The sequence below is a fragment of the Citrobacter sp. Cf136 genome (assembly GCF_030333815.1).
Classification (GTDB): Bacteria; Pseudomonadota; Gammaproteobacteria; order Enterobacterales; family Enterobacteriaceae; genus Citrobacter; species Citrobacter freundii.
Genome location: NZ_JAOWFE010000032.1, coordinates 1,399,986 through 1,421,122, shown reverse-complemented (window position 1 = coordinate 1,421,122; position 21,137 = coordinate 1,399,986). Strand labels below are relative to the sequence as shown.

Annotated in this window: 23 protein-coding genes and 1 pseudogene; 14 read left to right on the top strand and 10 right to left on the bottom strand. The window is 50.3% G+C overall.

All coding sequences use genetic code 11. The annotated features are described in order from the left end of the window. Positions 1-282: 282 nt before the first annotated feature. A complete protein-coding gene (locus OGV98_RS11285) occupies positions 283-2,370 on the bottom strand; it encodes a TonB-dependent receptor (RefSeq protein ID WP_202580534.1) in 2,088 nt (695 codons plus the stop codon). A gap of 430 nt (positions 2,371-2,800) precedes the next feature. Here OGV98_RS11285 and OGV98_RS11280 point away from each other — a divergent pair, with 430 nt between their 5' ends. From OGV98_RS11280 to OGV98_RS11235, 10 genes are all read left to right on the top strand, one after another. Then, positions 2,801-4,387, top strand: a complete 1,587-nt coding sequence (locus tag OGV98_RS11280; RefSeq protein WP_202580533.1) for an ABC transporter substrate-binding protein — start codon at positions 2,801-2,803, stop codon at positions 4,385-4,387. Continuing rightward, positions 4,387-5,361 carry an ABC transporter permease gene (locus OGV98_RS11275; protein WP_202581332.1) on the top strand — a complete coding sequence of 325 codons (975 nt, stop codon included), beginning with the start codon at positions 4,387-4,389 and terminating at the stop codon, positions 5,359-5,361. Before OGV98_RS11280 ends, OGV98_RS11275 begins: the two co-directional genes overlap by 1 nt. Further along, the gene (locus OGV98_RS11270; protein WP_151218966.1) at positions 5,351-6,163 is read left to right on the top strand and encodes an ABC transporter permease; all 813 of its coding nucleotides are present in this window, start codon (positions 5,351-5,353) and stop codon (positions 6,161-6,163) included. Before OGV98_RS11275 ends, OGV98_RS11270 begins: the two co-directional genes overlap by 11 nt. Further along, positions 6,157-6,951: an ATP-binding cassette domain-containing protein gene (locus tag OGV98_RS11265; RefSeq protein ID WP_138828405.1), complete on the top strand. Its 795-nt coding sequence runs from the start codon at positions 6,157-6,159 to the stop codon at positions 6,949-6,951. Before OGV98_RS11270 ends, OGV98_RS11265 begins: the two co-directional genes overlap by 7 nt. Next, positions 6,935-7,525, top strand: a complete 591-nt coding sequence (locus OGV98_RS11260) for an ATP-binding cassette domain-containing protein (protein ID WP_202580532.1) — start codon at positions 6,935-6,937, stop codon at positions 7,523-7,525. Before OGV98_RS11265 ends, OGV98_RS11260 begins: the two co-directional genes overlap by 17 nt. An 87-nt stretch (positions 7,526-7,612) precedes the next feature. Further along, positions 7,613-8,263, top strand: coding sequence for a metal-binding protein ZinT (gene zinT / locus OGV98_RS11255; RefSeq protein WP_286551470.1), 651 nt, complete (start codon positions 7,613-7,615; stop codon positions 8,261-8,263). Between the two features lie 139 nt (positions 8,264-8,402). Further along, positions 8,403-9,041, top strand: coding sequence for a leucine efflux protein LeuE (gene leuE, locus OGV98_RS11250; RefSeq protein ID WP_003840862.1), 639 nt, complete (start codon positions 8,403-8,405; stop codon positions 9,039-9,041). Positions 9,042-9,215: 174 nt separating this feature from the next. After that, positions 9,216-9,578 carry a DUF1971 domain-containing protein YeaR gene (gene yeaR / locus OGV98_RS11245; RefSeq protein ID WP_003030735.1) on the top strand — a complete coding sequence of 121 codons (363 nt, stop codon included), beginning with the start codon at positions 9,216-9,218 and terminating at the stop codon, positions 9,576-9,578. Between the two features lie 3 nt (positions 9,579-9,581). Then, a complete protein-coding gene (locus OGV98_RS11240) occupies positions 9,582-9,764 on the top strand; it encodes a DUF1869 domain-containing protein (protein WP_003840863.1) in 183 nt (60 codons plus the stop codon). 216 nt (positions 9,765-9,980) lie between these two features. After that, entirely contained in the window at positions 9,981-10,625 is a 645-nt protein-coding gene (locus OGV98_RS11235; RefSeq protein WP_003840864.1) for a hypothetical protein, read from the top strand. A gap of 52 nt (positions 10,626-10,677) precedes the next feature. Here the strand turns inward: OGV98_RS11235 and fdhF are convergent, their stop codons facing one another. Beyond that, complete coding sequence (gene fdhF / locus OGV98_RS11230; protein WP_202580531.1) at positions 10,678-12,825, bottom strand: formate dehydrogenase subunit alpha; 2,148 nt, start codon at positions 12,823-12,825, stop codon at positions 10,678-10,680. 359 nt (positions 12,826-13,184) lie between these two features. Between fdhF and OGV98_RS11225 the strand changes: the two genes are divergently transcribed. Next, entirely contained in the window at positions 13,185-13,433 is a 249-nt protein-coding gene (locus tag OGV98_RS11225) for a GlsB/YeaQ/YmgE family stress response membrane protein (protein WP_003030729.1), read from the top strand. Positions 13,434-13,482: 49 nt separating this feature from the next. Here the strand turns inward: OGV98_RS11225 and yoaJ are convergent, their stop codons facing one another. From yoaJ to OGV98_RS11210, 3 genes are read right to left on the bottom strand one after another with little or no spacing between them, the layout of a single operon-like run. Next, on the bottom strand, positions 13,483-13,557 hold the full coding sequence (yoaJ, locus tag OGV98_RS11220) for a protein YoaJ (RefSeq protein ID WP_099530266.1): 75 nt from the start codon (positions 13,555-13,557) through the stop codon (positions 13,483-13,485). Between the two features lie 2 nt (positions 13,558-13,559). After that, positions 13,560-13,658 (bottom strand): YoaK family small membrane protein, encoded by a 99-nt coding sequence (locus OGV98_RS11215; protein ID WP_032941789.1) that lies wholly within the window; start codon positions 13,656-13,658, stop codon positions 13,560-13,562. Positions 13,659-13,705: 47 nt separating this feature from the next. Beyond that, positions 13,706-14,731, bottom strand: a complete 1,026-nt coding sequence (locus OGV98_RS11210; RefSeq protein ID WP_202580530.1) for a sensor domain-containing diguanylate cyclase — start codon at positions 14,729-14,731, stop codon at positions 13,706-13,708. 186 nt (positions 14,732-14,917) lie between these two features. Here OGV98_RS11210 and OGV98_RS11205 point away from each other — a divergent pair, with 186 nt between their 5' ends. Then, complete coding sequence (locus OGV98_RS11205) at positions 14,918-15,166, top strand: putative hemolysin (protein ID WP_046670552.1); 249 nt, start codon at positions 14,918-14,920, stop codon at positions 15,164-15,166. A gap of 7 nt (positions 15,167-15,173) precedes the next feature. Here OGV98_RS11205 and OGV98_RS11200 read toward each other — a convergent pair whose 3' ends face one another. Further along, positions 15,174-15,521: a DUF488 domain-containing protein gene (locus OGV98_RS11200; protein ID WP_003030722.1), complete on the bottom strand. Its 348-nt coding sequence runs from the start codon at positions 15,519-15,521 to the stop codon at positions 15,174-15,176. 177 nt (positions 15,522-15,698) lie between these two features. On the opposite strand from OGV98_RS11200, the gene OGV98_RS11195 reads away from it, so the two are divergent. Then, positions 15,699-16,406 (top strand): CTP synthase C-terminal region-related (seleno)protein, encoded by a 708-nt coding sequence (locus tag OGV98_RS11195; protein ID WP_003846671.1) that lies wholly within the window; start codon positions 15,699-15,701, stop codon positions 16,404-16,406. Between the two features lie 36 nt (positions 16,407-16,442). Here OGV98_RS11195 and OGV98_RS11190 read toward each other — a convergent pair whose 3' ends face one another. Then, positions 16,443-17,630 (bottom strand): CynX/NimT family MFS transporter, encoded by a 1,188-nt coding sequence (locus OGV98_RS11190; RefSeq protein ID WP_202580529.1) that lies wholly within the window; start codon positions 17,628-17,630, stop codon positions 16,443-16,445. A 99-nt stretch (positions 17,631-17,729) separates the two neighbouring features. Here OGV98_RS11190 and OGV98_RS11185 point away from each other — a divergent pair. Continuing rightward, positions 17,730-18,522: pseudogene (locus OGV98_RS11185) on the top strand (AraC family transcriptional regulator); the annotation flags it as partial. On the opposite strand, the gene OGV98_RS11180 reads toward OGV98_RS11185, so the two are convergent. From OGV98_RS11180 to dgcJ, 3 genes are all read right to left on the bottom strand, one after another. Continuing rightward, entirely contained in the window at positions 18,505-18,951 is a 447-nt protein-coding gene (locus OGV98_RS11180) for a DUF441 domain-containing protein (RefSeq protein ID WP_003832453.1), read from the bottom strand. The pseudogene OGV98_RS11185 and the gene OGV98_RS11180 overlap by 18 nt on opposite strands. Before the next feature lie 138 nt (positions 18,952-19,089). Then, positions 19,090-19,593 (bottom strand): YbaK/prolyl-tRNA synthetase associated domain-containing protein, encoded by a 504-nt coding sequence (locus tag OGV98_RS11175; RefSeq protein ID WP_003030712.1) that lies wholly within the window; start codon positions 19,591-19,593, stop codon positions 19,090-19,092. Between the two features lie 43 nt (positions 19,594-19,636). Further along, positions 19,637-21,127, bottom strand: a complete 1,491-nt coding sequence (dgcJ, locus tag OGV98_RS11170) for a diguanylate cyclase DgcJ (protein WP_115489604.1) — start codon at positions 21,125-21,127, stop codon at positions 19,637-19,639. Positions 21,128-21,137: the final 10 nt, after the last annotated feature.

Here is a 21,137-nt window from a genome sequence, read left to right as displayed (position 1 = left end):
TTGAGAGTAAGGTCTGGTAACTCAGGAAAATATGATGATGTTGGCTTTTGTTTTTCGGTTTTAAAATCCAGGCATTTGTTGTGTGAATAAATCTGATTCTGGTGTTCTTGCCTGGTAAGAATTTAACATGAAAATCAGTTACTTTTAGTTACAGGTGGCTGAGGGTGTTTTAATCATATCCTTATAAAAAGTGCGATTTTATAACATCATCCGCCTGTTATTTGATGTGACATAATTCCTGACGGGCTATCAATTCCAGTCCGTCAGGAAGGGAAAACAACATTAGAACTGATAGTTTAACGATACCCAGTAGTTACGGCCCGGGTTTACGTATCCGGTAGTGGATTGTGCAGTCTGATAATAATCACCTGCGTAGGTGCTATTACGGCCCACCTGGTAAAGTTTAACCTCGCTAAAGTCTTTATCCAGCACGTTATTAACTGCCGTATTAAGTGTCAGATCTTTGGTCAGTTTGTAAGACATTCCCATGTCCAGGACGGTCCAGGCTTTTAAATTAGCACCTTTATCGTCATAGACGGCTTTTTGTACTGCGCTGAGATTGTCGTAATTTTCCGTGAAGCGTGGGGCCTTACCGCGATAACGTGCGCTCAGCCAGGCGTTCATATCTTCCGTTGCCTGCCAGTTCAGACGGGCGTTAGCCATATGCTTTGGCGTGTAGCTTAACGGCGCGCCTTTATTGTCACCGTCTTTTTGCTTACTCTGGGTGTAGGTGTAATTGAGGGATAGGGTCAGTACATCCGACCAAAGAGGGAAGGTGCTGGCAAATTCAATGCCATCGGTTCTCGCCTTACCGCTATTGGTATAGCTATTGGTATTGTCATCGATAGAATACGAGACAATTTTATTTTTATATTCGGTATAGAAACCGGTTATGTTGGCGTTCAGCCCGGCGTCGTTCTCATAATACAGCCCGGTTTCGTAGCTGATACTTTCCTCCGGTTTGAGGTCCGGGCTACCGACCGTATTCACCGTTCCTTGTGCGGTTACGCCGCTGATCCCGTTATGTAACTGGCTCAGTGATGGCGCTTTATAACCGGTCGTTACGCCGCCTTTGAGCGTCCATTCCTCAGATACGTCCCAGACCATATACGCACGCGGGCTGAGATGACCACCGAAGATATCGTTATGTTCATAGCGTGTCCCTGCGGTTAAGGCCAGCGAGTCGAGAATATGCCATTCATCTTCGGCATAGGCTGCCCATGTTTTTTGATGGAACGTCTCGCCGGTATTAGCCAGCACCACACCATCTTTCATCCGCGCATCCCAGTATTCTCCGCCGAGGGTTAACAGATGCGAATCACCTAGTGGCGTCAGCAGTACGGAGTCCAGAATGACGTTGGTGTTTTTAAGCTCACGCGCATCACCGGCCCGGCCAGCGTTTTCTGGCGTGAGTGCGGAGGAGACCAGTTGTCGGCCCTTGTTCTCGGTTTCGTTCCAGCCAAGGGAGGATTTCCAGGTACCAAATGTTAAGGCGGTATCGTGACCGAGGGTCACTTTGTTACGCTCATAGCGCAGCGTTTTATCATAACCTCCCGTCAGGTTACCCAACTGACCATCATCGTTGTCATAACGCTGTCTGGCGGCGTCGAGATCCAGCCACAGCGTATTGCTTTCATTGGCTTTCCAGTCGAGTCGCGTGCCGATATTGTAGTTTTCCGACTCGGTTGGATAAGGTATGCGGGTGGAAGAGGTATCGCTCAACGAAGTGATACTGGAACCCTGACGTTGGGTGGTGCTTCCTCGCACCTGCATATCCAGTACGCCTGCGATTAATGGGCCGCTTGACCAGAAGTTGGCGACCGTGCTGTTACCCCATTTATTGCTCTCTTGCAGGTTAACGCCGGTATTGATGGAAGTGCTCCATTTATCGGTGCTTTTTTTGGTGATGATATTCACCACGCCACCGATTGCGTCGGAGCCATAAAGCGTCGACATCGGGCCGCGGATAACCTCAATATGATCGATCGCCGCCAGTGGAGGCATAAAACTGGTATTCATGGCAGAGAAGCCGTTTGGCGTCACGTCGCTACTGCCATTCTGACGAATACCGTCAATCAGAAGCAGGGTATAGCTGGCGGGCATGCCACGAATGCTGATCTCCAGACCACCGGTTTTACCGGTGCTACTTTCAACATCGACCCCTTCAACAGAACGCAGGGCTTCACCTAAATCATTATATTTATTGGTTTGTAATTCTTGCTGTGAAATTACAGAGACGCTGGCGGCGGCATTGGTGATTTTCTTTTCGTAACCGGAAGCGGTTACCACCATGACATCTTCGGCGAAAACAAAGGGGCTGGAAAACCCTAAACAGGACAGAACGACAGAGGCAACAGGTTTTAAACGCATAGTCAAACTTCCTTTGTTAAAAATCAAAGGCAGTAAGATAAGTGATCGAAATGATAATACAAATAATTATCATTACAAATTTACATAACTTGTCACTTCTGGTGATTTTCTTGAATAAATATACATAAATTGTCATGAGTTTTAGATAAAGGAAAATCGGGGTGGCCAATAATCCTTATTGATAACTATTAGTCTGTGATTAATATGGCATTGAATACATGGCTAAGGTTTACTCAATTTTCTGAGATTCAGGTCGTACTCATAACGGAGTATCAGAAAAAAGTATGATAATTTTAGAAAATCGTCATACTTTTCTGCGCCGCATCATTTTTTTCGTCATTTCTGTCCGCCATAATCCCTTCCCCAGGAGGCCGTTAAACGGCTATCAGTCGTTCGGCGGTATAAAAATAACGCAAATCTGGAAAAAATAATGATCAAAGGCAAGCTGGCACTGCTGACGTGCGCATTGACTCTCGCATTAACCTCACCACTCTTTGCTGCACAAAATGCCAGCGAAGGACAGACGTTAAAGCTGGCAATTGGACCAGAGCCAACGGAGGGGTTTGACCCGATGCTGGGATGGAGTCATGGCAGCTATTTGCTTTTGCATGCACCATTATTAAAACAAAATGCTGATATGAGTTGGGGAAACCTGCTGACGGAAAAAGTAGAGACCAGCGCAGACGGCAAAACCTGGACGTTGACGTTAAAACCTGACCTTAAATTCTCTGATGGTTCGCCGCTAACCGCTGAAGACGTGGTGTTCACCTATAACAAAGCAGCAAAAAGCGGCGGCAAAATCGACATGGGAAACTTCACCCATGCCAGTCTGAAAGATAACCGCACGGTAGAAATTACGTTGCGTAGCCCGCAAAGTACCTTTGTGAACGTGCTGGGGTCATTAGGAATTGTTCCGCAAAAACGGTATGACGAAAAAACATTCGCTAAAAATCCGATTGGCGCGGGTCCGTATCGACTGGTGAGTTTTCAGCCGGGGCAGCAGTTGATCGTTGAGGCTAACCCCTGGTATGCCGGTAAGAAAAATGATTTCAGTAAGCTGGTGTTTGTCTTCCTTGATGAAGATAACGCTTATGCCGCAGCGCGTAGCGGCCAACTGGGACTCGTACGTATCGCGCCGTCGATGGCGGTCGCTCCTCAGCAGAAAAATTTGAAACTTTGGGTACGCGACAGCGTGGAAAACCGGGGCATTGTGTTCCCGATGGTTCCTGCAGGTAAAAAAGACGCCAATGGCTATCCGATTGGGAACGATATCACTGCCGATGTTGCCATCAGGCGCGCCATCAACTACGCCATCGACCGTAAGCAGCTTGCCGATCAGGTCATGGAAGGTCATGCGATTCCGGCGTATAGCGCGGTTCAGGGTCTGCCATGGCAGGGACAATCAGTTGCGTTCAAAGATGGCGATAGCGAAAAAGCGCGAACGATTCTGGAAGAAGCCGGCTGGAAGGTGGGTAAAGATGGCGTACGTGTGAAGGACGGTAAAGAGGCTCGCTTAACGTTGTGGTACGCCAGCGGTGACAGTACACGCCGGGATTTAGCCGAAGCCGTACGTGCGATGCTGGAGCCAGTGGGTATTCAGATTTCTCTGCAATCCGGGAGCTGGGAAACTGTTGAGCGGCATATGCATGCCAACCCGACGCTGTTTGGCTGGGGAAGTCTGGATCCGATGGAGCTTTTCCATCACTACAGTAATCAGGCTGCGGGCGTGGAATATTACAATCCAGGCTATTACAGCAATCCTGTCGTTGAGCAGCATCTTAAACAGGCAATTGACGCTCCGGACTGGCAAAAAGCGTTGCCGTTCTGGCAGCAAGTTGAGTGGGATGGCAAGCAAGGGGCTGGCGTGCAGGGCGATGCTGCCTGGGCATGGCTGCTGAATATTCAGCATACCTACCTGGCAAATCCGTGTATTGACTTAGGTAAAGGCGCACCGGAGATTCACGGTAGCTGGTCACTGCTCAATAATCTGGATGAATGGACCTGGACCTGCCGTTGATGAAGTCTGTTGTGGGCCATTTTCTACGGCTGATAGTGTTATTAGTGCTGGTTGCGGCTGGCACTTTTGTGCTGCTCAGCTTTTCTCCGGTCGATCCGATTCGGGCTTATATCGGCAACGATCTCCTGCATGTGCCGCCGGAGCAATATGCGCGTATCGCGGCTCGCTGGGGATTGGACCAACCGCTATGGGAGCGTTTTGGTCACTGGTTTGGCCGTGTATTACAGGGCGATCTCGGCTACTCAATGTTGTTTAACGCGCCGGTTGCCAGCGTGATCAAGGAGCGCTTTGCGACTTCGTTTGCGCTGCTTGGTGGCGCGTGGCTACTCTCTGGCATATTGGGAACGGCAATGGGGTTTGTCGCGGGTCGCTACCTGAATCGCTGGCCGGATAAAGTAATTTGTCGCCTCAGTTATCTGCTTTCTTCGCTGCCGACCTTCTGGATTGGCATGCTGTTGCTGGCATTATTTGCCGTGCGCTGGCCGGTATTTCCGGTCTGCTGCGCGTGGGAGCCGGGCAATAGCGGCGATATGGCGACGCTGACTGAGCGTCTGCGCCATCTGGTGCTTCCCGTTTGCGCGCTCAGTTTGCTGGGACTGGGACAAATTACGCTTCATACGAGGGAAAGCATCGCCAGCGTGATGAAAAGCGATTTTGTCCGTTTTGCGCGTTCTCAGGGAGATAAGGGCTGGTCACTGTTACGCCATCAGGTTCTGCGTCATGCAATTACGCCTGCGCTGTGTTTGCAGTTTGCCTCGCTGGGGGAGCTGTTGGGAGGCGCATTATTGGCCGAAAAAGTCTTTGCTTACCCGGGACTGGGGCAGGCCACTATTGATGCCGGATTACGTGGAGATCTGCCGTTACTGATGGGAATTGTATTGTTCAGTACCGTATTGGTTTTCATTGGCAACTCGGTGTCTACCTGGCTTGTTCATGCGTTGAACCGTGCTCTGGAGCGACCTGATGCTCTATAACCCGACGCCGACGCTGATTCGTCTTTTGTTCTCTTTTAGCTGCCTGCTGGGCATTGCGGTGTATGGCGCGACGACGCTGGATAACCCATTAAGCGTTAATCTGCTTGCCCGGCATTTACCGCCTGATGCGTTGTACTGGTTTGGCACCGATAATCTCGGTCGTGATCTTTGGATCCGTTGCTTTCAGGGCGCGTTAACCAGTCTGCAAATTGGTATTGGCGCGGCCCTGTGCAGCGGTTTCATTGCATTAATGATGGCGGCTGTTTCGCGTATGCATCCGCGTCTGGATGTGTTTATGCGCCTGATTACCGATGCCATGCTGTCGATGCCGCATCTGCTGTTGCTCATTTTGATCTGTTTTACGCTAGGTGGTGGGAAAAACGGCGTGATTATGGCAGTTGCGCTGACCCACTGGCCGCGTCTGGCTCTGATCCTGCGTGCCGAAGCGCAGCGCGTGGCGCACAGTGACTATCTGACGTTGACCTGGCGTCTGGGACACGGACATTTTTACTGCTGGCGACATCACTATCTACCCGCTTTGTTACCCCAATGGCTAACGGGAACACTGCTGATGTTTCCCCACGCGGTGTTGCATAGCGCGGCGTTAAGCTTCCTCGGTTTTGGACTGGCGCCTCATGAACCGTCACTGGGACTGCTGCTGGCGGATGCGCTGAGATTTATCAGTCATGGCGATTGGTGGTTGGTGCTGTTTCCGGGACTGATGCTGTTCAGTCTGGTGATGTTATTCGATCAGCTCGCAAGGGCGGTACATCGTTTATGGTTACGAGGTGACGCATGTTGAGTTTAAGACAGGTCTCGCTGGAGGTGGCGCGTTATCGCTGGTACGGCGCGAGAAACTGGTCTTCGCTGTTGCAGGATATCTCTTTCGACGTGGCACCGGGTCAAATGGTGGCGTTAGTGGGAGGAAGCGGGGAGGGTAAGAGCCTGCTGCTGCAATGCCTGCTCGATCTCTTACCGGAGAATTTGCGCTTCCAGGGCACTATCACGCTGGAGGGCAAAACGCTGAACAGCGATGATATTCGCAAATGTCGTGGCGATACCTTCAGCTATGTCCCGCAAGGCGTTCAGGCGCTTAACCCGCTGCTCTCGATTGAAAAGCATCTGCGCAGGGCATGCCAGCTTTCTGGCCAGCAATGGAATGCCGGAAAAATTGAACGATTGCTCCAGCGTAGCCGACTGGAAAGCCGTGTATTAGATGCTTTTCCGCGCCAGCTTTCAGGCGGTATGGCGAAACGTGTCCTGGCCTGTCATGCGTCTCTGAGTCAGGCTCGCTATATTCTGGCGGATGAAATTACCGCCTGGCTTGATGCACCTCTGGCTGATCAACTCCTTGAACAGTTGCGTGAGCAATGTGAGCAAGGGGCTGGCGTTTTATGGGTAACGCATGACCTCACGCTGGCGGCCCGCCATGCGGATCGTATTGTCGCGCTGCATCAGGGAAGGGTGTCGGATAACGTCAGCCGGGAGCAGCTGTTACGCGGAGAGATTAGCGAACATCTGCAACGACAATGGCGGGCGCTGCCTGAAAGAAATCAACTTTTTGGAGAGCGCGATGTTGTGCTGTCGTGATGTAACAATCCGTCAGGGAGAAAAGGTTCTGTGGCAAAATCTAACCTTCTCTCTACACCCTGGAGAACGTATTGGGATTTGTGCGCCAAGTGGGACGGGCAAAACGACGCTGGGACGCGTGCTGGCGGGCTGGCAGAAACCAACTTCGGGTGACATTCTGGTTGATGAACAACCGTTACCGATGCACCAGTATTGCCCGGTGCAACTGGTGCCACAGCATCCGGAATTAACTTTTAACCCCCGACGCAGCACCGGTGATGCGGTTCATGATGCCTGGCGACCGGATGCTGAAATGCTTACCCGTCTTCACATCAACCCAGAGTGGTTAACTCGCCGCCCCGGACAACTTTCTGGCGGTGAACTGGCGCGAATTGCTTTACTTCGTGCGCTGGACCCGCGGACACGTTTTCTTATTGCTGATGAAATTACCGCCCAGCTCGATCCTTCCATTCAACGGGATATCTGGACGCTGCTGCTTGAAGAATGCCAGCGTCGGCCATTGGCTATGCTGATTATCAGCCATCAACAGGCCCTGCTTGAGCAGCTTTGTTCCAGCAAACTCCTTGTAACGTGAAATGAGATAAGGCTTGTAGCTGATCTATTGATTAAATTGATATGTTATATTATAACATTCACTCGCAAATGATTTGAGGGTGAAATTTTGGCTATTTGTATTAAAAAACTGACAATTGTTCTGGGGATGCTTGTAGTCAGTGGTTCGGTTATGGCGCACGGTCATCATTCCCATGGTGCGCCGATGAGCGAAGCAGAACAAAAGGCGTCGGAAGGGGTTTTTGATGATAACCAGGTGCAAAATAGGGCGCTGACCGACTGGGATGGCATGTGGCAATCTGTCTATCCGTATCTGGTCAGCGGCGAGCTTGATCCGGTCTTCAAAAAGAAAGCGGAGAAAGACAAAAGCAAAACGGCAGAACAAATTAAAGATTACTACCGTAAAGGTTATGCAACCAACGTAGACACCATCGGCATCGAAAATGACGTAATGGAATTTCACACCGGTAATCAGGTTGCATCATGTAAATACGACTACGCCGGTTATAAAATTCTGCACTATAAGTCAGGCAAGAAAGGTGTACGTTATCTGTTTGAGTGTAAAGACGCTAACAGCAAAGCACCTAAATACGTGCAATTCAGCGATCATATTATCGCGCCGCGTAAATCGAGCCACTTCCATATTTTTATGGGAAATACATCGCAGGCAGCCTTGCTTGAAGAGATGGAAAACTGGCCTACCTACTACCCTTACCAGTTGAAGGGAGAAGAGGTTGTGGATGAGATGCTGCACCATTAATCCGGGCTAACCTTATCTGTACACACCCGTCACCAGTGGCGGGTTTTTTAATTCATAACCTTCTCTTTCCATCACCCGATGCATTCGTTAGCATATTGTCTCGCAGCAAGTGCATGTGTTTTTTCAGGAAGAGGTTAACGTGTTCGCAGAGTATGGAGTTCTGAATTACTGGACGTATCTGGTGGGGGCTATTTTTATCGTGCTGGTACCGGGGCCAAATACGATATTTGTGTTGAAGAACAGCGTTGGTCGGGGAGTGAAGGGCGGTTATCTCGCCGCAAGCGGTGTGTTTATCGGCGATGCCGTGTTAATGTTTTTGGCCTATGCCGGAGTTGCCGCATTGATCAAAACAACGCCCGTTTTGTTCAACATCGTTCGCTATCTTGGCGCGTTTTATCTGCTGTACCTCGGTGCGAAGATCCTGTATGCAACACTGAAATCGAAAGCTGGCGATGCCGCGCCTGAAGAAGTCCCGTTTGGCGCTATTTTTAAACGTGCGTTAATTCTGAGCCTGACGAATCCTAAAGCTATTTTGTTTTATGTGTCGTTCTTCGTGCAGTTTATTGATGTCAATGCGCCGCACTCAGGGCTGTCATTCTTTATTTTGGCTATTACGCTTGAGATAGTGAGCTTTTTCTATCTGAGCTTTCTTATTTTCTCCGGCGCGTTCGTGACGCAGTATATCCGTACGAAGAAAAAGCTGGCCAAAGTGGGTAATTCCCTTATTGGTCTGATTTTTGTTGGTTTTGCCGCTCGTCTGGCCACGCTTCAGTCGTGACGCCATTGGCCCGTTGGTTACGGCGGGCCTTCAATATTACACCCTGCAATTCATTTATAATTGTATTGTTATAACCAATAAATGGTATTTTAAATATATATTATGAGGCGTACCCTGTGTACAGCAGCGGTTCAGTAAGAACTCGCTGGTTGTCGACTGGAAAAGGGAAGAAAAATGCTTCAAATTCCACAGAACCATATCCATACACGCTCTACTCCATTCTGGAACAAAGAAACGGCGCCTGCCGGAATTTTCGAACGCCACCTTGATAAAGGAACCCGTGCCGGGGTTTATCCTCGACTTTCGGTTATGCAGGGGGCGGTCAAATATCTCGGATACGCAGATGAACATAGCCCGGAGCCCGTAGAGGTGATGGTTATTGAAGCCGGTCAGTTTGGCGTTTTTCCACCGGAAAAATGGCATAACATCGAAGTGATGACCGACGACACATACTTTAATATCGATTTTTTCGTTGCCCCGGAAGTTCTGATGGAGAGCGCGAATCAACGAAAAGTCGTGCGCACCGGCAAGGAGTAAATCATGGGCAAAGCAACCTATACCGTAACAGTGACCAATAACAGCAACGGCGTGTCAGTCGATTATGAAACTGAAGCGCCGATGACGCTGTTGATTCCGGATGTGGCCGCTGAAGTGGTTAAAGACCTGGTCAATACGGTACGTTCATACGATACCGAGAATGAGCACGACGTCTGCGGCTGGTAGATGTTAGCCTCTGCCTCTGATTGCATATTTTCGTTTTTGATTTATAAACCGCACTGCGTTTCTCTGGCGCAGAGCGGTTTTTTTATCCGTGTTAAACCTGGAAATATCCGGAAAAAGATTTCTTAAGAATACCTTAAGAAATCCGCATTGATTGCTAATGTTGGATCATTCACAGGGGTTATGATCGTGAAACAGTCACAATACAGAACCTCGCTTATGAAACTGAATACCCGACTAACATTACCCACTTTCATTCTTGGGCTGATCATCGTAGCGATCCCGTTCACTGCGAACTGGAATCTACCTTTGCTCAACGGTACTGTCGTCAGATGGATTGAGAATGGCCAAGCGTTATGGCTGCTGTTTGGAGCGCTTTTTACTCTCAGCTACATCCGGCCTTTATCACGTCCTGAAGGCGAGAAACAATTTTGGCTTTGGGCGGCTGTGTGGTGGTTGGTGTTGCTGGGTCGCAGTACCAGTTGGGGCCGTGATTATTTCCCCGAGCACCCTAAACTTCTGTTCAGAGTTATCTCAGTGGTATTGATTGCAATGATTATTCTGCCTGTCCTGATATCAAAACGCTTACGCCAGGATATTGCCCGTCGCTTACGCAATGAACCGCTGCCGCTATGGCTGTTAGCGATCACCACCTGTGCATTTTTGATCTCCGATACGGTAGAGCATCATCGTCTGCTGGCCCCTGTCTTTTTGCACAACGCGCAGTACGGCGATCTCATTGAAGAGCTGTATGAACTCCCGTTTATGGTAGGATTGTTCCTGATGAACCTCGGTTTTATGCAGCGGGATAAGCAGGAAGAATCTGCTGCTATTCGCTTTAGTGAACCACAGCTGGCGAAGTAACGAGAAAATACCTGAGTCTGGATGACCAGACTCAGGCGGTTAGCGAGGTGACTTACGCAATGGCCTCGCACAAGCGTGATTTCATGTCGCTATACGTCTGTGCGGCATACTTTTCAGCCCATCCCTGATCGCTAATGTGCTCAATACTTACGGCGCAATATTTGGTTTCCGGCGTTTTCGAAATAGGATCGAGATTATCCTGAGTTAACTCGTTACACGCACCAATCCACCATTGGTAGGTCATATACACCGTTCCGGCATTGATACGCTCGGATACATCGGCGCGGCTGATGACCTTACCACGACGCGAGCTGACCCATACCAGGTCACGATGACGAATACCCAGTTTTTCTGCATCATGAGTATTGATTTGCACATACCCAGGCTCATCTGCCAGGGCTTGCAGCGCTGCGCAGTTGCCGGTCATTGAACGACAGGAGTAGTGCCCAACTTCACGCACTGTACACAGGACCAGCGGATACTTTTCATCAGGAACTTCTGCGGGCGCTCGCCATTGTGCGGCAAACAGTTTGCCTTTGCCATTGGCGGTATCAAACTGGCTGTTCGCGTAAAGGTAAGGTGTGCCGGGGTGATCGAGCTCCGGACATGGCCACTGAATATGCCCCATTTCACCCATTTTCTCATAGGTTACGCCGTAGAACAGCGGGCACAGCTCGCGCATCTCATCCCAGATTTGCTGGTTACTTTGATACCGCATGGGATAGCCCATTTCACTGGCCAGCAGGCTGATGATCTCCCAGTCACGCTTGACATCACCTGAGGGTTCAATCGCTTTTTCAAAACGCTGGAATCCACGATCGGCGCAGGTAAAGACACCACCGTGTTCACCCCAGGAGGTGGCCGGCAGGAGGACGTCGGCCATTTCCGCTGTCTTGGTCATGAAGATATCCTGCACGACAATAAAATCGAGCGCGTTAAACCCTTCGCGGACCAGACCTAAATCGGCCTCGGTTTGCAACGGATCTTCCCCCATGATGTAGTAGGCTTTAATTTTGCCTTCAATAGCCAGATGCGGAACTTCGGTGATGCGCGTTCCAACCTTGTCATCCATCTGATTAACGTCAATGCCCCAGGCGTTGGCGAATTTCTCCCTGACGGTGAAATCGGTCACGTCCTGATACCCAGGGAACTGGTTAGGCAGTACCCCCATATCGCACGCGCCTTGCACGTTATTCTGCCCACGCACCGGCCCAACGCCGACGTTAGGGCGTCCCAGATTGCCGGTCAGCAACGCTAGGCTCGACAAACCACGAACCACGTCAACGGCCTGGCCAAACTGGGTGACGCCCATTCCCCACATCACGGTTGCCGATGGCGCTGCGGCAAATGTACGCATCGCCTGACGAACCTGCTGTGCGGGAACACCCGTTAAATGTTCAACGGCTTCAGGCGCATAGTCCTTCACGGTTTCCCAGTATGTTTCCAGTCCTTCCGCATGCTTTTGTACATACTCGCGATCGTAGAGTTGCTCTTCGATGAGGACATGGCCAAAGGCGTTAACCAGTGCCATATTACAACCGTTTTTTAACTGCAAATGTTGGTCAGCGATACGAGCAGTTTCAATACGACGTGGGTCACAGACAATGATTTTTGCGCCATTCTGGCGAGCTTTAATTACCCTGCGAGCCACGATCGGGTGCGAGTCGGCGCAGTTATAGCCAAAGATCAGCAGACATTTTGAGTTTTCAATGTCGCTGATGGAATTGCTCATGGCGCCATTGCCTAATGTTTCCTGTAACCCGGCAACGGAAGGGCCGTGACAGACACGGGCGCAGCAATCGACATTATTGGTATGGAGAACGCCACGTGCGAATTTTTGCATCACGTAGTTGGTTTCATTCCCTGTTCCACGTGAAGACCCAGTGGTCATAATGGCGCGGGGGCCATAGGTATTTTTGATTTCAGATAAGCGTTTTGCGGTGTAACGAATGGCTTCATCCCAGCTAACGGGAGTGAATTTTCCACCTTTTTCATAACGGATCATCGGGCGAGTCAGACGGGGAGTCAGAAGGCGAGTGTCGTTAAGAAAATCCCAACCATAGTAGCCTTTCAGGCATAACTGATTTTGGTTCGTTACACCCTCTGCGGCCTCGGCGCGGATGATTTTGTTATTCTCAACAACAAGCTTGAGCTTGCACCCGGCCCCACAGTATGGGCATACACTGGTGATTTTTTTCATCAATAACAGACCTGTTAAATGCTGAAATAGCGCGAATTGTAAACGGAGCCGCGCGATACGCATCGCGGACTACGATTTGTCATAGTGACCGGTTGTTTAAGCATAAATCGTGCCAGAAGTGAAAACCCAGTAATTGCAGGGACTGAGGGCGAATGAGTAAAGCAGAATGACTGACGATTCGACATTAATGACGAGCTACGTCAGGGAAAATGTCGCATCGAATGGTTTAACCTTATGAAAGATCAGAAAAAGATGAAAATAGCAGGTGATACCGATCACAAATTTTAATTTTTCAGCGCTATGCTATGCTTTTATACAACGAGCGAATCGTTAACTTAAAAACATAAGTGAGGGATATTATGGGCATTATTTCATGGGTGATTTTCGGTCTTATCGCTGGGATTTTGGCAAAATGGATTATGCCGGGTAAAGATGGCGGCGGATTCTTTATGACCATCATCTTAGGGGTTGTCGGTGCGGTAGTAGGTGGCTGGATAAGTACCTTCTTTGGTTTTGGTAAAGTTGATGGTTTCAACTTTGGCAGTTTTGTCGTAGCGGTTATCGGTGCGATTGTGGTGTTGTTTATCTATAGAAAAGTCAAAAGTTAAGTAAACATGCAGACAATAGAGGCCACTGATAAGTGGCCTTTTTCTTTGGTTACCACCACCCCAGTTCCGTGCCCAGAACCACGATGATAGCCACGCCAATCATAATAAGCGTTGTTTTTTTCATCGTTATGCTCCAGGCGCAGCGTAACCGCCAATAAAAAACCAGGATAAGAAAACGACAGCGGAAATGAAAATAATGACAGGGAAAATAATACCGAGTCGCATACGATTATCTACCAGAGTTATTTAAAGACGAGCCAGCATAGCAGGGGTTAATGTACGACAAAAGCGGTTTTATCCTGACGCTTTTTATCCTTGTACATTGCGCTGTCTGCGAGATGAAGCGCACAGTTTACATCAGTCTCCAGCGGATCAATTTCCACCACGCCCAGACTGGCACCAGGATAAAACAGATGAATATCGCCCAGCTGGTAGTCGCCGCAAATTTGCTGCTGCAACTGATGTTTCACCTGCTGCAGACGAACGCGTTGCTCCCTGTCATTTTCCGGCGACAGGCGAGCGACTAAAAATTCGTCACCGCCCAGTCGACCGAGAATGTCATTATCACTACATTTACGCAGCAGGCGGTGGCCAATCTGGATCAGGAACTGGTCGCCAACCTCGTGGCCAAAGCGGTCATTGATCAATTTGAAATCATCCAAATCGATATAGGCGACAACTATCTTCTGCCTGAGGTGGCGGGCGAGCGAAAAAAGGGTCTCTACATTTTCAAAAATTGCGCGCCGATTCGGTAATCCGGTCAGGGCATCGGTGTAGGAGTGAGCAATCAGCGCAGCGTTCGCTTCACGTAACTGAGCAACCAGCGACTCTTTTTGAATAGACTGGGCGATTAGTCCGGCAAACAGATGCAACACCTGTTCACCACGTTCGCTTAACGCATGCTGGCGGCGACTGGTGGCGCAGAGCGTACCGTAAAACGTTCCGTCCGGAAGATGAACGGGAGTACTCAGAAAAGTGGTGATGTCCAGTGCGCGAGCGGTGGTACATTCCGGCCATCGTACGGGCACGTTGTCGCTGTACAGACAGTTTTCCTCAATAGCGCGTTTGCACAGCGTCTCATCCCACGGTACGGACAGCCCTTCGGGGATCTGCATTTGGCAGCTATTACGCGCATACAGAATATGCTGCAGACGGGCATCCAGATCGACCTTGGTCAAGTATGTAGATTCCATCTCAGTCACTACTTCCAGCATTTCCAGAAGTTGGCGTACCAGACTCTCAACTGACTGCTCCGTGGCTAAGGATTGTGAGACTCTGGCAAGGATCATGTCCGACATGAGGTGTAAATACTCCTGAGTGATGACAAGGCTGGCGTGGGCGCATGATAGAACATCAGGGAGCAAGATGAAACACGTGTTTCTGGCTGAAATGTAATCATAAAATTGAAATTAGAACGTAAAACATGGAGATAGAAGGGAAGTCGGGGTAACCTGCCGGAATAATGCTTTTAAACAGGAGTAGAGATGAAACTAGCGTCTATTATTTTGCCCGGCTTGCTGGTGCTGGCGGGGTGTACCGCGCAGCCTGATGCCCCTAAACCACCAAAAATCGGCATGGCGAATCCGGCATCGGTGTATTGCGAACAAAAGGGCGGTACGCTGGTTGCGGTGCAGACTCCGCAAGGCGTAAGGTCAGACTGCAAACTACCCGGAGGGGAAGTGATTGATGAATGGGCGCTCTGGCGTAGAGATCATCCGACAGCGGGCAAGTGATACGCGGTCAGCATTGACGTAGCCACTCAGCGAGCACCAGCGCGTGGTTTTGCTGGGTATTTTTCGCCGCATACAGTAGCGTTAAGGTTTGCTGTCGGGCAATCTCTGCGAGGCGCTTTCCTTCTTGCTGCTGTTGAGCCAGTTCAGCGCGATATTGCTCAGAAAAATGCGAGAAATCAATCAACTCTGCGTGGAATGCCTTACGTAAATCAGATGACGGGGTAAGTGCTTTATTCCATTCGTTGAAAATAAGATCGCTCTTTTTCACCCCGCGAGGCCATAACCGGTCGACCAACACGCGGTAACCATCGCTTTTTTCTGCCGGGTCATACACACGTTTGCACTGAATATTCATCTCTTCATCCGCTCCATTAAGCTATCGCTATTACGGTTAAATAAGATCGTAAAACGTGACCATTATAGCATTCCGCCAGCCCTGACTCCCAATTTAAGGGATTGTGATACCAACAAAAAATCGGTAGGCTGAGGCTCCTTATAGTGTCCCTCATTGTCTGGACATAAGGAACGTTTAATGGAAATTTCCCCGATTAAAGATACGCTTCGCATTGCGCTGGTGGGCGATTACAACCCCGATATTGTGGCGCATCAGGCTATTCCTCTTGCCATTGATGATGCCGCTGCCGTCCTGGAATTAGTGGCTGATTATGACTGGCTAACCACATCTGATATCAGCAGCAGTGAGGACCTGGTAGGTTATGATGCCATTTGGGTCGTTCCAGGCAGTCCTTATCGCCACCTGGAAGGGGCGCTGATCGCGATACGCTATGCGCGTGAAAACAGCATCCCATTCCTGGGTACCTGTGGCGGCTTTCAACATGCCATTCTGGAGTATGCCCGCAACGTGCTGGGCTGGATCGACGCCGCCCACGCGGAGACGGACACCACGGGTCGGATGGTGATAGCACCGTTGACCTGCTCGCTGGTAGAAAAAACGGATGATATTGAGCTTCGGGCCAATACGCTGATTGCCAAAGCCTACGGACGGGATGTTATCTCGGAGGGATATCACTGCAACTACGGCGTATCGGAAGATTTTGCCGCTGAGCTGGAGCGCGGCGATCTCCGTGTGACCGGTTGGGATGAGGCTGGTGATATTCGTGCCATTGAGCTGGTGACACATCCATTTTATGTCGGCACGCTCTTTCAGCATGAACGCGGAGCGCTGGCGGGAAAACCCGTACCTCTGGTTCAGGCGATGCTGCGCGCCGCGCGCGGATAAATATTGGGCAGGTTGTCCGCGAACCTGCCCTCTGCATTATGCGCTCGCGATCTCCCGATTGCACCCCGCGCACAAACCAAACACCGCCATCAGCATCGCTAACACGGCGACACCCGTTAATGGAATCAGCCAACTACCGTTGAGGTCGTGAATTTTCCCCATCAGCGGTGGCCCGCAGGCGGCCAGTAAATATCCGACAGACTGTGCCATGCCGGAGAGCGCTGCAGCCTGATGCGCTGAGCTTGCGCGCAGGCCAATAAAGGTTAAGCCGAGGATCATCGTCGCGCCTGAGCCAAAGCCAAACAGGATGGTCCATAGCAATGCCTGTTCGGGCATTATGGCGAATCCCGCCGCGCCGACGGCGCACATTAACGAAACCAGAGCGGCGATGGCGCGCTGATCCTTAAATCTGTTCAGGACGAGAGGGATCAATATTCCCGGCGCGGCAGTCGCCAGCTGCAGTAAACCATGCAACGAACCGGCCTGAGATTCACTGTAGCCATGGCTAATTAAAATGGCGGGTAGCCAGCCGATGATGACGTAATAGACAAGGGAGTTGATCCCCAGAAACAGCGTCACTTGCCAGGCTAGGCCAGAGCGCCAGATCGCGCGGGAATGCAAGGCGCGCGAGTTACTCAGGCTGGCATGAGCAGTCTGGCGGCATTGGGGCAACCAGATAATCAGCGCCAGCAGCGGGAAGGCCATCAGCACCATCAACGCACCGCGCCAGCCAAATCCATTTAGTGCCAATGGAACCACAATTGCCGAGCCCAGTGCCGCCGCCGCGCCCATGGTCAGCGAGTATGCGCCAGTGAGTTTCTCCACATGCTGGGAAAAATCTCGCTTAATCAATCCGGGTAACAGCACATTTCCCAACGCGATTCCGCAACCAATGATGGCGGTACCGCTAAACAGGAACCCTGACGAAGGCAGCGAACGAATCGCAATACCTACGCAAATCAACAGCATCGCGGCAAACAGGCTACGTTCGATGCCCCAGCGGCGCGCAACGGCGGCAGCCAGGGGTGATACCAGCGCGAAGGCCAGCAGCGGCAGGGTAGTCAGAAGTCCAGTCTGGGCGGTACTCAAACCGTAGTCGGCGCGAATGGCATCCAGCAACGGGGCTGCGCCGGTAAAGGTGACGCGCAGTGTGGTGGCAATCATCAGGATCCCCGCGATCAGCAACGCTGCATTTTTGCCACGGGAGGAAGGTGTAGTAATCATTTTTTTCTCATATCGTCAGGCGAGGCGATACTTTAGCGTTTTTACACTATGGATGAATCAAGCTAAAATGACAGATTATCGCTAAAATAGGACATTCTTATGTTGGGGCTGAGACTGGATGGATATGAGCCCGATTTGTACCACGATGCGGCGGTCGCATTTTGTATTCATGCTCGGGAAGATGAACTTTTCAGTCCGCTGCATCAGCATCGTAAGGGACAGTTGATCCTGGCGCTGCATGGTGCGATCACCTGTGAAGTTGAAAATGCTATGTGGATGGTGCCTCCGCAATATGCTGTGTGGATCCCTGGCGAAATTCCACACAGCAACCACGTTACCGTGGGCGCGCAATTGTGTTTTCTGTTTATTGAGCCGCAGGCTGTCGTGATGCCTGAACGTTGCTGCACGCTGAAAATCGCCCCGTTATGTCGGGAACTCATTCTGGCGCTGGCGTCCAAATCGGATGCTCAGCGACTGGAGCCGGCAACCCAGCGGCTGACGCAAGTGTTGTTTGATGAACTCCCGCAGCAACCACAGGAGCAGATGCAGTTACCGGTTTCCGATCACCCGAAAATTCGCAGAATGGTCGCAACGATGGCGAAAGAGCCAGCACAATGGCAGACGTTGGGACAATGGGCCAGCGTATTTGCGATGAGTGAACGTAACCTTGCTCGTCTGGTCGTCAAAGAAACGGGGTTGAGTTTTCGCCGTTGGCGTCACCAGCTCCAGCTGATTCTGGCGCTGCAGGCGTTGATCGATGGCCGCAATGTACAACAGGTCGCGCAAATGCTCGGGTACGATTCGACCACGGCATTTATCACTATGTTCAAAAAAGGCCTGGGGCAGACGCCAGGCCGTTATCTGAACGGGCTGGCTACTGCTTCCCAACAATCAACGAGACCAGGCCTGCCGCAATAAGCGGCCCCACCGGCACACCGCGAAACAGCGCCACGCCCAGTACCGTGCCCACCAGTAATCCGGCAACAAGCTGGGGCTGACTGCCCATGAGCGTAACGCCGCGTCCGCCGAGCCATGAGACAAATACCCCGACGGCAATAGCGACCAGTGATTTCCAGTTTACAAAGGAGTGGATGAGCGTGGAGGGCGGTAGCGTTCCGCTGGCGATCGGTGCCATGACGCCAATGGTCAGAATGATAATCCCGACGGTCAGGCCCTGTTTTTCAATCCAGGGGAAGAAAGTATTCAGAGGGGTAACACGGACAATGATCAGCACCAGAATTGAAACAGCGACAGTGGTGTTGTGGCTGACAAAGCCCAGAGCTGCCAGTCCGAGGAGGATCAGCAGAGTGACATCAAACATCGTAGTTTCCTTGCCAAAAGAAAAAATAAGCCTGCTTACTGTACGCGTAAATGCGTGACGGAACAGGCTTTTTTTAATGATTATGATTTTTTTTGGGCTAACGCACGATGCGACGTTTTTTACTGCTAACGCAGACCATTATTGTTCGCGGCGGAAAGGGATTAATTCAGGTTGCGCGATACGCAGGTAATCTGCGGTATCCATGATCACGGATTTTTCCAGCAACCCGGCATTAAACGCAATTTCATGAAAACGCTCAAACAGTAGCGGATCAGCGACCAGCTTGAGATTAGGATGAAAACTGAACGGTGGGATAGCGCCAAATACGCAGCCTGTTAGTTCATCTACCTCCGCCGGGCTGGCAAGAGAGGCTCTCAACCCGCCAATATGGCTGGCTAACCGGCTCAGGTCGGCCTGCTGATCGGCAGAGAGGATCGCCAGGACATGCTGATTGACGCCGTTGCCTTTTACTTTGCAGACCAGCGCTTTTGCTCCCTGGCCCAGTGCGGTACCACGAATTTCAGAAACTGCCTCACATTTGCCGACGGCTTCATGGCTTACCACGCGGTACGTTGCGCCTTGCTCTGACAACAGCGAGATTAAACGCTGATGCGTTGCGTTACCTTTGTTCACTTCCGTCATGACTTACTCCTGGTACAACAATGAAAATCCTGCAGAAAAATAATCACGCACCGGCGTGTTTTTTCTGTTTGTTCAGATAGAGCTGTGCATCAGATGCTTTGTAAGCATCATCAATAGTGTCGTTCGGCTGCATATTATAAACCCCGGCGGAGAAGCTGATGGATATATCATGCGCAATAATTTGTAAGTTATAGCGAATTCTCTCCAGCAGGCGGGGTGTTAAATCACTGGGGTGGTCGATGAGGATAATACAAAACTCATCGCCGCCGAGGCGGATGGCGTAGTCGCTTTTGCGAATAGAGCTTTGAATGGCTTTGGCCAGATGGGTGATAATCCGATCGCCTTCTTTATGCCCTAACGTGTCATTGATGACTTTCAGTTTATCGCAGTCGATGGCGATAAAGGTGACGAGCGTTCCCGTGTTCACCAACTGTTGCAAACGCTGCTCAAGCGCCGGCGTTAAAATTTTACGGTTGTAGAGCCCGGTCATCGCATCACTGACATTTTCCCGCGTGACGTTGTGATACAACCGAAAATGCGTTCTGACCATATTCAGCAGTAATATCGTTGCCAGTAAATAGAATGCGAATATCTTCCAGGACGAGACAATAAAATACATAACATCGAGTGAGAGTGTGATGCGTATACCACCGGGTATGTCCTTCTCATAGTGAACATAGCGGAACAGATCGGTTTCACTTTTATGAACGAGAATCTCTTTACCGGAGCTGGTATCCGAGACCGTTACGTTAAGATAGCGCCAGACGAGAGGGCGGTCGCTGGTATAGAAAATATTCTGTAAATTCTCTTTATTAATATCTACCATCACCACACCTTTTAACTTACCGGTGTAGTAGACCGGTGTTAAAAAGCTCATCACTTTTTTCTCGGTCAGGTTATCTTCATAAATACTGGAAATCACCGTGCGGCCGGTGAAAATACCATCAATATCATTTTGGTCGATTCCCAGCGTACCTTTTTGCAAAAACGACCAGTTGTGTATCGCAAATTTCCGCGAGTCGATCAAATCATAGAAATAGACGTAGTTATTTTTGAGATCGACGTAATATCGAAATTTATACTCTAACGTCCCTAATCCCTGACCGTAATCTTTCTGCTGACGATTAACATTGACCGCCCGGTCAAAAGAAGGCAGCAGAAAAATGTCATCAAGCTGTTCACTACATTTTGTTGAGGTGGTCTGCAACGTACCGTGCAATGGCAGATAGTTGTGCTTAGTAAGGTTGAGCCCATGAGCGCCGTTAACGCTGTCGAAAGCGGTGCAAAGTGCTTTTTGCTGTTCGAGAGAGGCTGGCTCATGGGGGGACGAAAATGTGCGCATCAGATGGGCTGCGATGCTCTGATTTGTGTACTTATCATAGAGGAACGATGAGTCGGCTTTCTCATTGATATAGCGCATGTACGCATTCATTGCTTTATCGCTGGCAATGAGCTCATAAACCAAAAAAGAAGACGTCAAAACAATTACGCTGACGGAGATAAAGAGCCTGAGCGCTTTATGATGCAATTTCATAATGATTTAC

What these genes read in the sequence shown, in the direction of transcription:
- OGV98_RS11240 (WP_003840863.1), top strand. Translation starts at nt 9,582, where the DNA reads ATGGGCAAAGCAACCTATACCGTAACAGTGACCAATAACAGCAACGGC.
- OGV98_RS11195 (WP_003846671.1), top strand. Translation starts at nt 15,699, where the DNA reads ATGGAAATTTCCCCGATTAAAGATACGCTTCGCATTGCGCTGGTGGGC.
- OGV98_RS11215 (WP_032941789.1), bottom strand. Translation starts at nt 13,658, where the DNA reads ATGCGACTCGGTATTATTTTCCCTGTCATTATTTTCATTTCCGCTGTC.
- yeaR (WP_003030735.1), top strand. Translation starts at nt 9,216, where the DNA reads ATGCTTCAAATTCCACAGAACCATATCCATACACGCTCTACTCCATTC.
- OGV98_RS11225 (WP_003030729.1), top strand. Translation starts at nt 13,185, where the DNA reads ATGGGCATTATTTCATGGGTGATTTTCGGTCTTATCGCTGGGATTTTG.
- OGV98_RS11205 (WP_046670552.1), top strand. Translation starts at nt 14,918, where the DNA reads ATGAAACTAGCGTCTATTATTTTGCCCGGCTTGCTGGTGCTGGCGGGG.
- OGV98_RS11275 (WP_202581332.1), top strand. Translation starts at nt 4,387, where the DNA reads ATGAAGTCTGTTGTGGGCCATTTTCTACGGCTGATAGTGTTATTAGTG.
- OGV98_RS11285 (WP_202580534.1), bottom strand. Translation starts at nt 2,370, where the DNA reads ATGCGTTTAAAACCTGTTGCCTCTGTCGTTCTGTCCTGTTTAGGGTTT.
- OGV98_RS11190 (WP_202580529.1), bottom strand. Translation starts at nt 17,630, where the DNA reads ATGATTACTACACCTTCCTCCCGTGGCAAAAATGCAGCGTTGCTGATC.
- OGV98_RS11260 (WP_202580532.1), top strand. Translation starts at nt 6,935, where the DNA reads ATGTTGTGCTGTCGTGATGTAACAATCCGTCAGGGAGAAAAGGTTCTG.
- OGV98_RS11265 (WP_138828405.1), top strand. Translation starts at nt 6,157, where the DNA reads ATGTTGAGTTTAAGACAGGTCTCGCTGGAGGTGGCGCGTTATCGCTGG.
- OGV98_RS11175 (WP_003030712.1), bottom strand. Translation starts at nt 19,593, where the DNA reads ATGACGGAAGTGAACAAAGGTAACGCAACGCATCAGCGTTTAATCTCG.
- dgcJ (WP_115489604.1), bottom strand. Translation starts at nt 21,127, where the DNA reads ATGAAATTGCATCATAAAGCGCTCAGGCTCTTTATCTCCGTCAGCGTA.
- OGV98_RS11180 (WP_003832453.1), bottom strand. Translation starts at nt 18,951, where the DNA reads ATGTTTGATGTCACTCTGCTGATCCTCCTCGGACTGGCAGCTCTGGGC.
- OGV98_RS11235 (WP_003840864.1), top strand. Translation starts at nt 9,981, where the DNA reads ATGAAACTGAATACCCGACTAACATTACCCACTTTCATTCTTGGGCTG.
- OGV98_RS11200 (WP_003030722.1), bottom strand. Translation starts at nt 15,521, where the DNA reads ATGAATATTCAGTGCAAACGTGTGTATGACCCGGCAGAAAAAAGCGAT.
- fdhF (WP_202580531.1), bottom strand. Translation starts at nt 12,825, where the DNA reads ATGAAAAAAATCACCAGTGTATGCCCATACTGTGGGGCCGGGTGCAAG.
- OGV98_RS11270 (WP_151218966.1), top strand. Translation starts at nt 5,351, where the DNA reads ATGCTCTATAACCCGACGCCGACGCTGATTCGTCTTTTGTTCTCTTTT.
- OGV98_RS11210 (WP_202580530.1), bottom strand. Translation starts at nt 14,731, where the DNA reads ATGTCGGACATGATCCTTGCCAGAGTCTCACAATCCTTAGCCACGGAG.
- OGV98_RS11280 (WP_202580533.1), top strand. Translation starts at nt 2,801, where the DNA reads ATGATCAAAGGCAAGCTGGCACTGCTGACGTGCGCATTGACTCTCGCA.